We start from the raw sequence: 14,914 nt of genomic DNA, 5'->3' as shown, positions 1-14,914 counted from the left end.
CATGCATCAGGACGGGACCGCCGACCTCATCCCCTTCACCATCGACCTGACCCTCGAGGAAGCCCGGCGACGGGCTGCGGTCGTCGCCGCGCTCGGACCGGACTGGGACCCGATGGCCGCCCTGCGCGGTGAGGACGAGGCCTACGCCCTGCTCTACTCGGACCTCGACGCCGAGCAGCAGCGCACCTATGACCGGCTGGTGGCCGCCGGTGTCCTGCCGGGCGAGGACCAGGGCCGTGCGGCTGCCCATTGATCCGCAGGCGGACATCGCCCGCCGCGCCTGGGTGGCCTGCCCCGCCTGCGACGACGCCCGGCACTGCGCGACCTGCGCGGACCGCCGCACCTGCGGCGAGCACTGGCGCTACCTGATCTCCAACAAGGGTCCCGTCCTGCACCTCCAGTGCCCCGGCTGCACCCACACCTGGTCGCTCGACACCCGCCCGGGCCGCCCCGGCCACGGCGGCGGCGCCCGCTGCCCCTGAGAACCACCGACGGGCGCCTGAACCACCGACGAGTGTCTGAACCACCGACGCGCGCCGGGGCCGTCTGAACCGCCGACGCGCGCCCGGGCCGCCGGCGCGCGCCCGGCCAAGAGGGCCAGGAACCCGCGATTGGCCTTGGTCCGTGGCCGCGCCGCCCCTCTACGGTCGCCCCATGAGGATTCGTATCGTCGACGCGTTCACCGACCGCCCCTTCTCCGGCAACCCCGCGGGCGTCCTCCTGCTGGAGTCCCCCGCTTTCCCGGACGCCGAACGGCTCCAGGAGATCGCCACCGAGGTCAACCTCTCCGAGACCGCCTTCGCCCACCCCCTGCCGCCGGGCGGCGAGGCCGACTGGGCGCTGCGCTGGTTCACCCCGGCCACCGAGGTCGACATGTGCGGGCACGCCACGCTCGCCACCGCGCACGTCCTGCACACCACGGGGCGGGCCACCGGCACCGTACGCTTCACCGCACGCTGCGGGATCCTCACCTCCACCGCCCACGCGGACGGCTCCCTCACCCTGGACTTCCCCACCGCCCCGCTGCGCGCCGAGACCGCGCCGCCCGGACTCGCCGAGGCGCTCGGGGCGGAGCCGGTCTCGGTCCACGACACCGGGGAGCACATCGGAGACCTGCTCGTCGAGGTCCGCGACGAGGCGACCGTACGGGCTCTCGCCCCGGACTTCGCCGCCCTCAAGGCCCACTCGCGGCGCGGTGTCATCGCCACGGCCGCCGCCGAGGACCCCGCCCGCGGCTACGACTACGTCTCGCGCGGCTTCTTCCCCGGTGTCGGCATCGACGAGGACCCGGTGACGGGCAGCGCGCACACCGCGCTGGCCCCGTTCTGGTCGGCCCGCCTCGGCCGCGACGACCTCACCGGGCTCCAGGCCTCGGCCCGCTCGGGGTTCGTCCGCACCGCGCTGCGCGGCGAGCGCACCCTGCTGACGGGCTCGGCGGTCACCGTCATCGACGGCGAGCTGCTGACCGCCCTCTGAGCCCTGGACCAGGCCGTCCCTACGGCGTCGGCAGCCAGTCCACCTTCCCCGCGAGCAGCGCATACCCGACGAACGCCCCGATGTCGAGCAGCGTATGGGCGACGACCAGCGGCCCCACCCGCCCCCAACGCCGGTACAGCAGCACGAAGACGACGCCCATCACCATGTTGCCGATGAAGCCGCCGATGCCCTGGTACAGGTGGTACGAGCCGCGCAGCACGGAGCTGGCCACCAGCGAGGCCATCGGTGACCAGCCCAGCTGGTCCAGCCTCCGCAGCAGGTAGGCGACGACGATGACCTCCTCCACCACGGAGTTCTCCGCCGCCGAGAGGATGAGCACGGGGAACTTCCACCAGACGTCGGGCAGCGATTCCGGTACGACGGTGAGGTTGAAGCCGCTCGCCCTGGCGACCAGGTAGAAGGCCAGCCCGGCGCTGCCGATGCCCGCCGCGATCAGCGTTCCGCGACCGAGGTCGAACCACGGCCTGGTGCGGTCGAATCCGATGGTCCGCAGGCCCGCCCCCTCCCTGATGAGCAGGTGCGCCACCAGGGCGACCGGCACCAGGGCCGTTGCGATTCCGAACATTTGCCACGCCAGATCCAGCCATGGACGGCCCGGGGCGTACGAACCGTTGAGCGTCGCCGCCTGATCCTTCAGACCCCCCGGTTTCGTCAGCGATCCGACAAAACTGATGAGTGCGGAGACCGCACTCGCGCCCAGGGAGAGCGCCAGGACCAGGATCGTCTCCGACCGCAAGATCCCTCGTGATACGCCCTCTTGAGGATAAGAATCAGCCACGCGCCCCACCTTCACCGCTCCACCTGCCTTTTGTTCTGCAATCGCGTCTCATCCCGCCCACCGTCCCGCTAGGGTCTCGAATGCAGGTACGAAGATCATGCGCGACAGGCCGGGGGACGACCACCATCGCCGGTGGTGAGGTCCCCCTTTTCCTTGTTCACCGTTCCTCGTTCATCGTTCGTCTTCAGGGGGCTCCACCGACATGGGACGTCACAGCTTGCCCGACGCCGGCGCGCCGGGGACACGCGGGGACGCGTCTCCCCGGCGCAGGCGTCGCACCATCGCTATCGCCACGCTGCTCGTCCTCGCGGTGGCGACGGGAACAGGGGTGGCGGTCAACGGCGGCCTGCTGTCGTTCTCCGAGTCCTGCGAGGACTCCGCCGTGCGTCTGTCCCTGGCCGCTTCCCCGGACATCGCCCCGGCGGTCCGGGACATCGCCGAGCAGGCCTTCGCGGACGAGGTGCGATCCGACGGCCACTGCCTCGATGTGGAGGTGGTGGCCCGCGACTCCTACAAGGTGGCCGACGCGCTCGCGGGCGGCGGCGAGACCCCGGACTTCCAGGTCTGGCTGCCCGACTCCGATCTCTGGCTGGACCGGGCCGAGGGGCTCGGCACGGGCACCCCCATCTCCCCCTCGGACTCGGTGGCCTCCTCCCCGGTGGCCCTCGCCATGGTGCCGTCCGCGTCGAAGCGGCTGGGCTGGCCGAAGAAGACGTACTCCTGGGCCGAGCTGGTCGGCGCCTCCCTCCAGTCGGAGAAGGTCCGCCTCGGCGCGGCCGACCCGGCGCGCAGCGCCACCGGCCTCCTCGCGCTCACCAGCATCGGCGGCTCGTCCGCGCAGCAGGGCGGGGACAGCGACACCAGGGTCGCGGAGACCGCGAAGGTGCTGGCCGAGCGGATGTCGGACAGCGACGCGCAGGTGCTGGAGACCCTGGCGCGGAGCGGCTCCGGAGCCGAGGAGGGCAATCCGAGACGTAACCAGGCGGTCCTCATATCCGAGCAGGCCGCCTTCACGCACAACGCGGAGGCGACGGGCAGCGGCAGGCTGAACCTGTTCTACCCGGAGGACGGCACTCCGCTGCTCGACTACCCCTACACGCTGGTCGACGAGGAGAAGCTGACCCTCGCCCAGTCCCGGGCGGCCCTGCGCTTCATGACCCTGCTCAACGACAGGAGCTCGCGAGCCGTCTTCGCCCGGTACGGGTTCCGCCCCGCCGACGGGGCGGCCGAGGACGCCGTCGTCACGTCGGCGGGCGGCAGGTCGCCGCAGCCGTACGCCACGTCGGCGGCCGAGGCACCGTCGGCGAAGCAGCTCCAGGAGATGCTGGGGATGTGGACGATCACCGTCCAGAGCGCGCGGCTGACCACGGTGGTCGACGCCTCGGGTTCCATGGCCACCCTCGTGCCGGGTCGCGGCCAGTCCCGGATGGACGTCACCAAGGAATCGCTCATCCAGGCGCTCAGCCAGTTCACCCCGGACGACGAGATCGGCCTGTGGGAGTTCGCCACCACGCTGGACGGCGAGAAGGACTACCGCCAGCTCATGGAGACCCGCCGGCTGGGCGACCCGGCCCAGGGCGGCTCCACCCACCGGGAGAAGCTCTCGGCGGCGTTCGCGGGGCTGCAGCCCGTGCCGGGCGGGGCGACCGGGCTGTACGACACCACGCTGGCCTCGTACAAGGAAGTCCAAACGACGTATGTGAAGGGCAAGTTCAACGCTCTGGTGATCCTCACCGACGGGTCCAACCAGGACGAGGACGGCATCTCCCGGAGTGCGCTGATCGCCGAGCTCAAGGAGCTCGCCGACCCCGAGCGCCCCGTTCCGGTCATCGCCATCGCGGTGGGCCCGGACGCCGACCGTGAGGAGGTGGCCGAGATCGCGCGGATCACTGGGGGCGATGGGTACGAGGTGAGCGACCCGGCGGAGATCCAGGCCGTCATCCTCCAGGCCATCATGACGGCCGGGCAGAACGGACGCGCCGCCCAGGAGTGAGGGCGGCGCCCCGACCGGAACCGCCGCCCCCGCCCGCGTACGGAAGGACCTGCTGCCGTACGGAAAGGGGCCGCTGCCGTACGGAAGCGGCCGCCGCCGTAGGGCAGCGCGCACCGTACGAACGTGCCTGAGGCACGCCACCGTACGGACGTGCCTCAGGGGGCCGGGAACCCCACCGGCCAGGTGTGCACCGGCTCCCCGGCGTGCATCAGCTCGGCGTAGCGCCGGGTGGTCGCCGCCAGCGCCGCCTCCCGGCCGAGCCCGGCCTCCAGCGCCCGGCGGTAGGTGGCGACCTGCCAGGAGGCCCCGTTGACCCGCCGCTTGCAGCGCTCCTCGATGACCCCGAGGTAGCGGTCCCGGTCGACGGGCTCGATGTGCCAGGCGTCCAGACCGGCCGCGGCCAGCGGGAGCAGCTCCTCCCGTACGAGCTGTACGGCGGGGATCTTCGCCAGTCCGCCGGCGCGGCCGGGGCGGGGCCAGAGCAGTTCGGCGTCGATGCCGTGGCGGCAGGCCTCGGTGAAGTTCTCCGCCGCGGCCTCGAAGGGCAGCATGCTCCACACCGGCCGGGACTCCTCGGCGAGCGCCCGGACGAGCCCGTAGTAGAAGGCGGAGTTGGCGATCACGTCGGTGACGGTCGGGCCGGCCGGGAGCACCCGGTTCTCCACCCGCAGGTGCGGGACGCCGTCGGCCATGCCGTACACCGGGCGGTTCCAGCGGTAGACCGTCCCGTTGTGCAGGACCAGCTCGGCCAGCTCCGGCACCCCGCCCTCGTCGAGGACCCGCAGCGGCTCCTCGTCGTCGCAGATCGGCAGCAGCGGCGGGAAGTAGCGCAGGTTCTCCTCGAAGAGCTCGTAGGCGGAGTCGATCCACCGCTCCCCGAACCAGGTCCTGGGCCGCACCCCCTGGTTGGCCAGCTCCGGCGGCCGTACGTCGGTGGCCTGCTGGAACAGCGGGGGCCGCGACTCCCTCCAGAGCTCCTTGCCGAAGAGGAACGGGGCGTTGGCGCCCAGCGCGATCTGGACGGCGGCGATCGCCTGGGCGGCGTTCCACACGTCCGCGAACCGCGCGGGCGTCACCTGGAGGTGCAACTGGACCGAGGTGCAGGCCGATTCGGGGGCGATCGAGGGCGAGGAGCAGACGAGGTGGTCGACGCCTTCGATATCGAGGACGAAATCCTCCCCCCGGGCCGCCGCCATTTGGTCATTCAGCAGGGTGTAGCGGTCCACGTCGGAAAGATTCGCCGAGACCACGTCGTGCTCGCCGAGCGTGGGCAGGATTCCGATCATGACGATCCCCGCGTCCACCTCACCGGCCTTGCGGTGGGCGTACGCGAGACCGGTGCGCAACTCCTCGGAGAGCTGATCGAATACCCGGCCGCCGAGCCGGTGCGGAACGATATTTACTTCCAGATTGAACATCCCGAGTTCCGTCTGGAAATCCCGGCTCGCGATGCGTTGGAGCACTTCCTGATTCATCATCCGGGGCAGGCCGTCGGAGCCCGCGAGATTCAGCTCTATCTCCAGCCCCATCAGGTTTCGGGGACGGTCGAACCTCCGCTCCGCCAGCAGTCTGCCCAGCCCCTCCAGGCACTGGTTCAGCTTGGTCCGGTACGCCTGCCGATCGGACAGGTCAACGGCTCCCGCCACGACCTTCTCCCCCATCGAGGGGTCCCTCCTCCAGTGGTCGGCCCGCTGACCGGGCCGCGCGCATCACGATCGATAATGCCCAGTGGGAGTGATCCGTAACGCCCCACAGCCACCCGGAAACCCGCTAGGCTGGTTGACGGAGACCGGGGGCACATTCCCGGGGCACCCGGCGAGCGGCATTTTCACCCGGAGAGTGCGTGGTGGAAACACCGACGAGTTTCGGCCTACCGCTCCGCCGAAAGAGGCGCAGGCCGGAGCGGAAAACGGCCGATCAAATCACCAGGAAAACCGCATTTTCACGTCCGGATGTCGCCTTGCGCGAAATATCCCCGGCAGCTAGCGGAAACACTGAGTGAACACGTGTCGTATAAACTCCGCCTGACGAGGCAGAGAGTTGACGCAACCGGCCCGTCATCCGGCCCGTCGTCGGCCTCCTCTGGCCCCGCACGCCGACAGCGCCGTCTGCACCCGCCCACGCATCACCGTGTCTCCAAGTGAGAGGCGACCCACTATGCCGCTGCATGTCCCCTCGGCTCCCGCGCCCGCCCTGCGCAGTGTTCTCGCGGCCCTCGGTTCTCCCACCGCGGTCCGCCAGGCGCGGACCTCCGCCCTCCGGTCCGTCCAGGGACCGCTCAGCCCCGAACTGCCGCTTCCCGTGCACGTGCTGGACCGGATCACCCCGACCGGGACCGCACCCCGGGCCCGCCTCGCGGCCTGGCGCTTCCTGATCCGGAGCGAAGGCCGGGCGATCGCCGCCGCGGACACCATGCTCACGCCGGACGGCTGGAGCTTCTCGCACTTCTTCGAGGGTCCCTACCTCGCCTCGACGGAGCTCGCGGTCCGCCAGGCGGAGGCCTCGCCCACGGCGTACCAGGCGAGACTTCTCTCCATCCCCGAGCTGTACATGCTCACCCTCTGGCTGCATGACAACCCCGACGACGATGCCGCCGACGCCTCCGGTGTCCTCGCCCCGGCCGATGTCCTGGTGCCGCTGGCGCCGGCGCCGCCGGGCATCGCGGCGCACCGGCCGCACCGGGTCGCCGATCTGCTGCCCGTCATGACCCTGCGGGTGGCGCCCGGCCCGCTGCTCAGCTCCGCCTGACCGGCGGCCGAGGGGAACGACCGGCCCCCGTGGTGACCCGAACGCCCTCCGGCGGAACGGGTCATCGCGGGGGCTCCGTCCTACCCACTCGGACTAGCCCGTCCCGGCCATCCCGAACCACCCGAAGGGACAGTGCAGTTGCGATGAACCGTCCGCGCGGGTGATGCGTCATGAGAGGAGTACGGGAGCTGCAGCGAAATCCCTGCGGAATCACCCCCGTAGGGCAACACTGGGACCGGACCGACTGATACGGGGGCGGCCATGAACATCTCATCCAGCCGCAGGACACTCGACTCGACGCAGCGAAAGAACCCATCCATGTGCCAACACCAGCCACCCTGCCCCACCGCCGACTCCCCCGACAGGGAGGCGGCCCGCCTGACGGCCCACCACCCGGAACAGGGCTGGAGCCTCCTGTGCAACGGTGTCCTGCTCTTCGAGGACACCGGCGAGCTGCTGCCGGACGGGCAGATCATCGCCCCGCACCGGCCGTCGGCGGCGGGTCGCGTGGTGAAAGCCGCCTGAGGGCGGAGTCAAGGAGCCAGCTGTACGGAAAAGGGGCCGGCCCGGGGAGATCCCCGCACCGGCCCCGACGCATGTCAGGCGTGAGCCTTCGAGCGTCAGTTGTCGTACTCCTCCAGCGGCGGGCAGGAGCAGACCAGGTTGCGGTCGCCGAAGGCACCGTCGATACGGCGGACCGGCGGCCAGTACTTGTCCGCGGCGGAGACACCGGCCGGGAAGACGGCCTCCTCACGGCTGTAGCCGTGGTCCCACTCGCCGCCGAGCGCGGCCGCGGTGTGCGGGGCGTTGGCGAGCGGGTTGTCGTCCGCGCTCCACTCCCCCGACGCGACCTTCTCGATCTCGGCCCGGATCGCGATCATGGTGTCGCAGAACCGGTCGAGCTCGGCGAGGTCCTCGCTCTCGGTCGGCTCGATCATCAGCGTGCCGGCCACCGGGAACGACATGGTCGGCGAGTGGAAGCCGTAGTCGATCAGGCGCTTGGCGACGTCGTCGATGGAGACGCCGGTCGCCTTGGAGATCGGCCGCAGGTCCACGATGCACTCGTGCGCGACCAGTCCGGCCGGGCCGTTGTACAGGATCGGGAAGTGCGGCTCCAGCCGCTTGGCGATGTAGTTGGCGGCCAGCACCGCGACCTGCGTGGCCCGCTTGAGCCCCTCGCCGCCCATCAGGCGCACGTAGGCCCACGAGATCGGCAGGATGCCCGCCGAGCCCCACGGGGCGGCCGAGATCGGGCCCACTCCGGTCTCCGGGCCCGCGGCGGGCTGGAGCGGGTGGTTGGGGAGGTACGGGGCGAGGTGGGCGCGGACGCCGACCGGGCCGACGCCGGGGCCGCCGCCGCCGTGCGGGATGCAGAAGGTCTTGTGCAGGTTCAGGTGCGAGACGTCGCCGCCGAACTTGCCGGGCTTGGCGAGCCCGACCAGCGCGTTGAGGTTGGCGCCGTCGACGTAGACCTGGCCGCCCGCGTCGTGCACCTCGCCGCAGATGTCGGCGACGTGCTCCTCGAACACCCCGTGCGTGGACGGATAGGTGATCATGAGGACGGCCAGTTCGTCGCGGTGCTGTTCGATCTTGGCCCGCAGGTCCGCGATGTCGACCTCACCGTCGTCGGCGGTCTTCACCACGACGACCTTCATGCCCGCCATGACCGCGCTCGCGGCGTTGGTGCCGTGCGCGGACGAGGGGATCAGGCAGACGGTGCGCTGGTCGTCGCCGTTGGCCCGGTGGTACGCGCGCACGGCCAGCAGCCCCGCGAACTCGCCCTGGGAGCCGGCGTTCGGCTGGATGGAGACGGCGTCGTAACCCGTGACCTCGGCGAGGCGCTCCTCCAGCTCGCGGATGAGCGTGAGGAAGCCCTGCGCCTGCTCGGCCGGGGCGAAGGGGTGCAGCGCGCCGAACTCGGGCCAGGTGATGGACTCCATCTCGGCGGTCGCGTTCAGCTTCATGGTGCAGGAGCCGAGCGGGATCATGCCGCGGTCCAGCGCGTAGTCACGGTCGGCGAGCTTGCGCAGGTAGCGCAGCATCGCGGTCTCGGAGCGGTGCTGGTGGAAGACCGGGTGGGTCAGGATGTCGTCGGAGCGCAGCAGCCCCTCGGGCAGCGCGTCGGCGGCCGAGCCGTCCAGCGCCTCGATGTCGGCGTCGGCGCCGAAGGCGGCCCAGACGGCGGAGAGCTGGGACCGGGTGGTGGTCTCGTCGCAGGCGATGGAGACATGGTCGGCGTCGACACGGCGGAGGTTGACCCCGCGCTCGCGGGCCTCCGCGACGATCTCCGCGGCCTTGCCGGGCGCCTTGACGGTCAGGGTGTCGAAGAAGTCGCCGTGCACGACGTCCACGCCGGCGGCGCGCAGGCCCTCGGCGAGGATCGTGGCGTAGCGGTGGGTGCGGCGGGCGATCGTGCGCAGTCCGTCGGGGCCGTGGTAGACGGCGTACATCCCGGCCATGACGGCGAGCAGCACCTGCGCCGTACAGATGTTGCTGGTGGCCTTCTCGCGGCGGATGTGCTGCTCGCGGGTCTGCAGGGCCAGGCGGTAGGCCTTGTTGCCGTCGGCGTCGACGGAGACGCCGACGAGGCGGCCGGGCAGGGAGCGGGCGAACTTCTCGCGGACCGCCATGAAGCCGGCGTGCGGGCCGCCGAAGCCCATGGGCACGCCGAAGCGCTGGGTGGTGCCCACCGCGATGTCGGCGCCGAGGGCGCCGGGCGAGGTGAGCAGCGTGAGGGCCAGCAGGTCGGCGGCGACGGTGACGATCGCGCCGAGCTCGTGGGCCTGCTCGATGACGGGCTCGATGGCGCGGACGGCACCGGAGGCGCCCGGGTACTGGAGCAGGACGCCGAAGACGCCGCGCTCGGCGATCTCGGCCGGGATGCCGTCGCTGAGGTCGGCGACGACGACCTCCACACCGGTCGGCTCGGCGCGGGTCTCGATGACCGCGATGGTCTGGGGCAGGGTGTCGGCGTCGATCAGGAAGACGCCGTTCTTCACCTTGCCGACCCGCCGGGCGAGCGCCATGGCCTCGGCGGCCGCGGTGCCCTCGTCGAGGAGGGAGGCGCCGGAGGTGGGCAGGCCGGTCAGCTCGGCGACCATCGTCTGGAAGTTGAGCAGGGCCTCCAGGCGGCCCTGGGAGATCTCCGGCTGGTACGGCGTGTAGGCCGTGTACCACGCGGGGTTCTCCATGACGTTGCGCAGGATGACGGGGGGCGTGAAGGTGCCGTAGTAACCGAGGCCGATCATCGGGGCGAGCACCTTGTTGCGGTCGGCCAGCGACCGCAGCTCGGCGAGCACCTCGGCCTCGGTGCGCGCCGAGGGAAGGTTCAGGGCCTCCGCACTCTTGATCACGTCGGGCACCGCGGCGGCGGTCAGCTCGTCGAGGGAGCCGTAGCCGACCTGGGCGAGCATCTTCGCCTGGGCCTCGGCGTCGGGCCCTATGTGGCGCTGCTCGAACGGAATGCCCTGCTCCAGCTGGGAGAGCGGAGTGCGACGGGGGGTCATGGTGGAGGCCTCCTGGTCTGTCACGACCTGCGAGGGGCACCACGGCGCGGGTGCCCGAACGGCCTCCCCCTCTGTCATCTCAACCTGAGAGCTTCACCGGCCCGCCCGGGGGCGTGCCGACTTTCACCGTCGGTGAGGGTCGAATCCGTCCCGGCATCTGCCCGCACGAACCCGCCCTGCTTTCCAGAGTGACCTCGTCCGTGCGGTACGGGGGCCTGAGAGATTCCGGGGAGGATTTGCTCCTTCGGCGCCTCCGGATTCTGCACCGGAGGACTCTCCCGCACGGGGTCAGCAGCCGCCTGCCAGCCTACCAGCGGCCATCCCCGTGGAGTCCTCGAGTGGCCGACGCCACGGATCTGCACTTGTCTGGTGCTGGTATAGCGACAGGGGATCACCCCTGAAGTGACAGAGGACCACCTTTCAGGCAGTGGGACCAGTAGGAGGCACCGTGCAGACCGACATCGATCCGCGCCGCCTGATCGGCCGCAAGGCCTTCGATCGCAAGGGCGCCAAGATCGGAACGGTGGATGAGGTCTATCTCGACGACGCGACGGGCGTGCCCGAGTGGGCGGCCGTCCGCACCGGCCTGTTCAGCAGGGACGCCTTCGTCCCGCTGGAGCCGAGCGAGTTCGTCGAGGACGAGCTGCGGGTCCCGTTCGACCGCACGCTGATCAAGGGCGCCCCGGACTTCGGCGTCGGGCGGCACCTCTCCCCGGAGCAGGAGCTGCAGCTCTACCGCCATTACGGTCTGGACTCCCCGCCGGCGGCGGAGGCCGGCCCCGACCGTGACTTCGGCAGGCTGGCCGGCCAGGAGGAGTAGTCGACCGGGTCGCGGACCAGCGGCAGCGGATCGGCGGGGCTCAGCTCCGGGTCGTCGACGCGGAACGTGACGACCCGGCCGACCGGCCCGCCGGGCTCCTCGAACCGGACCGTCACCCGGCCCACCCCGCTCCCCTGCACCCATCCGTGTCCGTGCGCCGTGTGGCGTACGTCGTGTCCGGCGGGCCAGCGCCGGGCGGCGAGCTGCTCGGCGCTCTCGGGCTCCTCCTCGACCGGCTTGTCGTCCTCCGTGACCGGCTTCTCGGACACCTCCGCCCGGGCCGCCAGCTCCCGGGCGTCCGCGGCCTGTGCGAACAGATCCTCCTGCGTGAAGTCCGCGAGCCCCGTGACGCCCACGCCCAGCAGCCGTACGCCCCCGGTGGTGTCCACCGCCTCCAGCAGCCGCGCGGCCGCCTCCCGGACCACCGTGGGGTCGTCCGTGGGGCCCCTGAGGGTCTCGGAGCGGGTCAGGGTGGAGAAGTCGTAGCGGCGCACCTTCAGCACCACCGTGCGCCCCGACCGGTCGGCGGACCGCAGCCGCTCCACGCACCGCACGGCCAGCCGCTCCACCTCGGCGCGCACCCGCACGCGGTCGTGCAGGTCCACATCGAAGGTGTCCTCGACCGATACGGACTTGGCGTCCCGCTCGGCGACCACCGGCCGGTCGTCGAGCCCCAGCGCCATCCGGTACAGCCCATGACCGTGGGCCTTGCCCACCAGCCGTACGAGCTCCGCCTCCCCCGCCTCCGCGAGGTCGTGGACGGTGGTCATCCCGGCGCGCCGGAGGTGGTCCCCGGTGGCGGGCCCGACGCCCGGCAGCGTCCGCACCGACATGGGGGCGAGCAGCTCGCGCTCGGTGCCCGGCTCGATGAGCACAAGCCCGTCCGGCTTGGCCTGCTCGGAGGCGATCTTGGCGAGCATCTTGGAACCGGCGAGCCCGACCGACCCGCTCAGCCCGGTCACCTCCCGGATGGCCGTACGCAGCCGCTCCCCCGTCCTGCGCGCCGACACCGTGTCGTCCGCGACCCCGCCCGCCTCCAGGTCGACGAAGGCCTCGTCCAGACTCAGCGGCTCCACCAGCGGCGAGAGCCGCCCCAGGAGCTCCATCACCTGCTCGCTCACCGACCGGTAGAGCGAGAAGCGGGGCACCAGATAGGCGGCGTTCGGCGCGAGCCGTCTGGCCTGGGCCGTCGGCATCGCGGAGTGCACGCCCAGAACCCGTGCTTCGTACGAGGCGGTGGCGACGACCCCCCGGGGGCCGAGGCCGCCCACCACGACCGCCTTTCCGCGCAGGCTGGGCTTGGCCGCCTGCTCCGCCGAGGCGTAGAAGGCATCCATGTCCAGGTGAAGGATGGTCGGCGCGGGTCTCACACCGTCGATGCTGCCCTACACCACTGACAACGGGGCGGCCCGGCACTCCGTGGAGTGCCGGGCCGCCCCGTTCCGTACCGTCCTGTGCCCTCAGCCGCTCATCCGGCGCGGTTGCGGCGCCGGGCCAGCTCGTCGGCCGGGTTGTTGCCGATGAGCGTCTCACCGGTGTCGACCCGCTCGCCGTGGAGCTGGGAGAGCGCCGCGTCCACATCGCGCCAGACGACGCCGACGGCGATCCCGAAGACGCCCTGACCACCCTGGAGAAGGCTGACGACCTCGTCGGGTGATGAGCACTCGTAGACCGTCGCCCCGTCGCTCATCAGCGTCATGCGCTCAAGATCCTGGAACCCCCGGGCCCGCAGGTGCTGGACCGTGGTGCGGATGTTCTGCAGAGCGACCCCGGTGTCCAGGAACCGCTTGACGATCTTGAGGAGGACCACGTCCCGGAAACTGTAGAGACGCTGGGTCCCCGACCCGTAGGCCGGCCGCACGCTCGGCTCCACCAGCCCCGTACGCGCCCAGTAGTCCAGCTGGCGGTAGGTGATCCCCGCCGCCGCGCACGCCGTCGGTCCGCGATAGCCGATGTCGCCGGCATCGCTCGCCGCTGCCACGCCGCCCGCCGCCACCGCGGCCGGCTGAACCGGCTGCCTGATGGCGTGGTCGGCTCCACTGCCGTGCTGCGGATACGGCCCACCCGCCGCCGTACCGTCGCCGCTGCTTCTCACGCCGACCTCCGTCCTTGACCTGCCCACTCGAAGGTAGGCAGTCACTGGGGGTGCGTCAACGATCGCCACACTCGGCACGCCGAGTGATAATCACCCTGAGGGTGGTTTCCCGTGTCTCGCTTCCGGGAAAGGCTTGTCGGATGCGCTGACGACACCCTTGCGGGACGGTCACTGGCTGTTCGTACCGAAGTCCTCCGGTGAGATCTGGTCGAGGAATTCGCGGAACTTCTCCACCTCGTCCTCCTGCTCGTCGGGGATCGCGATGCCCGCATCGTCCAGCACGCCGTCACTGCCGTAGATCGGCGTGCCGGTCCGCAGGGCGAGCGCTATGGCGTCGGACGGCCGGGCACTCACCTCGACCCCGCTGGCGAAGACGAGCTCCGCGTAGAAGACCCCTTCGCGAAGGTCCGTGATGCGGACCTCGGTGAGCTCCTGGCCCACGGCCTCGAGCACATCCTTGAACAGGTCATGGGTCAGCGGCCTGGCCGGAGCCATGCCCTGCTGGGCGAAGGCAATGGCGGTCGCCTCCCCAGGACCGATCCAAATGGGGAGGTACCGGTCGCCTCCCACTTCACGCAGGAGAACGATCGGTTGGTTGGAGGGCATTTCCACCCGGACACCGACAACGTCGAGCTCGTTCACACAGCAACCCTAGGACGTGCTCGCCATGTTTGGGTAGTCGGGCTCCCCCGAGCTCAGTGCAGACGGCTCCGCAGAGCGCTCTGGACGAGCGCCGCGTGCAGCCGTACGGAGAGCTCGGCCAGCTCGTTCGCCGTGGCCTCGGCATGGGCCCTGGTCTGCGGATTCCGGTGCAGGCGCAGCGGTGCGACCAGCTGTTCCACCAGCCCCGCCTCCCGGTCCGCGGAGGCGCGCATGGCGCGCAGATGGCGCGGTTCCAGACCGAATCGCCCCAGATCCGCCACCAGCCTGGCCACGGTCACCATCTCGGCGTCGTAGCCGCCCTCGGGAGCCGGGACGATGAGCCCGTAGGACTCCCACTCCTCCAGCTGCTCCTCGTCGACCTGGGCGGCCGCCAGGAGCTCGGCGCGCCCGATCCGCGCGGCGGTCGCCGTACCGGGGCCGGAATCCCACACACCGTCGCCGAGATCGCGCTGACCGCACGGCGAGGGCAGCGCCGGCTGCTCCCCCCGGGCCAGGGCGTCCAGGTGCTCCCGGATGACCTTGAGCGGCAGATAGTGGTCCCGCTGCATGCGGAGCACCTGCGCGAGGCGCTCCACATCACCGGGGGCGAACTTCCGGTACCCGGAGGGAGTCCGCTGCGGCTCGATGAGCCCCTCGGCCTCCAGAAAGCGGATCTTGGAGATCGTGACTTCCGGAAACTCTTCGCGCAGCCGGGTGAGCACCGTTCCGATGCTCACCCAGCGCGCATCCGCGGTGGCGGTACCGTCACCGGAGCCGCCTGTCGGTGTTCGCAGCATGGGCCTTCCTGGGGATTCCCGCGGACAGGGTCCGGGGG

General features: G+C 71.2%; 14 protein-coding genes and 2 riboswitches. Of the genes, 7 read left to right on the top strand and 7 right to left on the bottom strand.

Annotated elements, in window-relative coordinates; all coding sequences use genetic code 11:
* Position 1 precedes the first annotated feature (1 nt).
* The 3 genes from R2B67_RS31850 (at position 2) to R2B67_RS31840 (ending at position 1,476) form a co-directional block, all read left to right on the top strand.
* On the top strand, positions 2 to 253 hold the full coding sequence (locus tag R2B67_RS31850; protein WP_317822893.1) for a DUF6400 family protein: 252 nt from the start codon (positions 2 to 4) through the stop codon (positions 251 to 253).
* The gene (locus tag R2B67_RS31845; protein WP_317822887.1) at positions 237 to 482 is read left to right on the top strand and encodes an LSm family protein; all 246 of its coding nucleotides are present in this window, start codon (positions 237 to 239) and stop codon (positions 480 to 482) included. Before R2B67_RS31850 ends, R2B67_RS31845 begins: the two co-directional genes overlap by 17 nt.
* Before the next feature lie 172 nt (positions 483 to 654).
* Positions 655 to 1,476, top strand: coding sequence for a PhzF family protein (locus tag R2B67_RS31840; RefSeq protein WP_317822882.1), 822 nt, complete (start codon positions 655 to 657; stop codon positions 1,474 to 1,476).
* Between the two features lie 19 nt (positions 1,477 to 1,495).
* On the opposite strand, the gene R2B67_RS31835 is transcribed toward R2B67_RS31840, so the two are convergent.
* Entirely contained in the window at positions 1,496 to 2,275 is a 780-nt protein-coding gene (locus R2B67_RS31835) for a CPBP family intramembrane glutamic endopeptidase (protein WP_317822878.1), read from the bottom strand.
* Positions 2,276 to 2,477: 202 nt separating this feature from the next.
* On the opposite strand from R2B67_RS31835, the gene R2B67_RS31830 reads away from it, so the two are divergent.
* Positions 2,478 to 4,268 (top strand): substrate-binding and VWA domain-containing protein, encoded by a 1,791-nt coding sequence (locus tag R2B67_RS31830; RefSeq protein ID WP_317822876.1) that lies wholly within the window; start codon positions 2,478 to 2,480, stop codon positions 4,266 to 4,268.
* 155 nt (positions 4,269 to 4,423) lie between these two features.
* Here the strand turns inward: R2B67_RS31830 and R2B67_RS31825 are convergent, their stop codons facing one another.
* Complete coding sequence (locus R2B67_RS31825) at positions 4,424 to 5,929, bottom strand: glutamate-cysteine ligase family protein (RefSeq protein ID WP_018516171.1); 1,506 nt, start codon at positions 5,927 to 5,929, stop codon at positions 4,424 to 4,426.
* A 496-nt stretch (positions 5,930 to 6,425) separates the two neighbouring features.
* Here R2B67_RS31825 and R2B67_RS31820 point away from each other — a divergent pair, with 496 nt between their 5' ends.
* Both R2B67_RS31820 and R2B67_RS31815 read left to right on the top strand, forming a co-directional pair.
* Entirely contained in the window at positions 6,426 to 7,016 is a 591-nt protein-coding gene (locus R2B67_RS31820) for a hypothetical protein (protein WP_317822874.1), read from the top strand.
* Between the two features lie 318 nt (positions 7,017 to 7,334).
* Complete coding sequence (locus tag R2B67_RS31815) at positions 7,335 to 7,541, top strand: DUF5999 family protein (protein ID WP_018516173.1); 207 nt, start codon at positions 7,335 to 7,337, stop codon at positions 7,539 to 7,541.
* Between the two features lie 95 nt (positions 7,542 to 7,636).
* Here R2B67_RS31815 and gcvP read toward each other — a convergent pair whose 3' ends face one another.
* Positions 7,637 to 10,522 carry an aminomethyl-transferring glycine dehydrogenase gene (gene gcvP, locus R2B67_RS31810; RefSeq protein WP_317822872.1) on the bottom strand — a complete coding sequence of 962 codons (2,886 nt, stop codon included), beginning with the start codon at positions 10,520 to 10,522 and terminating at the stop codon, positions 7,637 to 7,639.
* 61 nt (positions 10,523 to 10,583) lie between these two features.
* Positions 10,584 to 10,715, bottom strand: a riboswitch (glycine riboswitch).
* Positions 10,716 to 10,813, bottom strand: a riboswitch (glycine riboswitch).
* 157 nt (positions 10,814 to 10,970) lie between these two features.
* Between gcvP and R2B67_RS31805 the strand changes: the two genes are divergently transcribed.
* Positions 10,971 to 11,342, top strand: coding sequence for a PRC-barrel domain-containing protein (locus R2B67_RS31805; RefSeq protein WP_317822870.1), 372 nt, complete (start codon positions 10,971 to 10,973; stop codon positions 11,340 to 11,342).
* On the opposite strand, the gene R2B67_RS31800 is transcribed toward R2B67_RS31805, so the two are convergent.
* The 4 genes from R2B67_RS31800 to ftsR all read right to left on the bottom strand — a co-directional run bounded on the left by R2B67_RS31800 (position 11,264) and on the right by ftsR (position 14,876).
* Positions 11,264 to 12,712: a DNA polymerase IV gene (locus R2B67_RS31800; RefSeq protein WP_317822868.1), complete on the bottom strand. Its 1,449-nt coding sequence runs from the start codon at positions 12,710 to 12,712 to the stop codon at positions 11,264 to 11,266. The genes R2B67_RS31805 and R2B67_RS31800 overlap by 79 nt on opposite strands.
* Before the next feature lie 98 nt (positions 12,713 to 12,810).
* A complete protein-coding gene (locus R2B67_RS31795) occupies positions 12,811 to 13,437 on the bottom strand; it encodes a MerR family transcriptional regulator (protein ID WP_018516177.1) in 627 nt (208 codons plus the stop codon).
* A 168-nt stretch (positions 13,438 to 13,605) separates the two neighbouring features.
* A complete protein-coding gene (locus tag R2B67_RS31790; RefSeq protein ID WP_006123076.1) occupies positions 13,606 to 14,079 on the bottom strand; it encodes a bifunctional nuclease family protein in 474 nt (157 codons plus the stop codon).
* A gap of 53 nt (positions 14,080 to 14,132) precedes the next feature.
* Entirely contained in the window at positions 14,133 to 14,876 is a 744-nt protein-coding gene (gene ftsR, locus R2B67_RS31785; RefSeq protein WP_317822858.1) for a transcriptional regulator FtsR, read from the bottom strand.
* Between the last annotated feature and the right edge of the window lie 38 nt (positions 14,877 to 14,914).

The organism is Streptomyces cyaneofuscatus (assembly GCF_033109485.1).
GTDB classification, from domain to species: Bacteria; Actinomycetota; Actinomycetes; order Streptomycetales; family Streptomycetaceae; genus Streptomyces; species Streptomyces cyaneofuscatus.
This window is presented reverse-complemented; position numbering and strand designations above follow the sequence as displayed.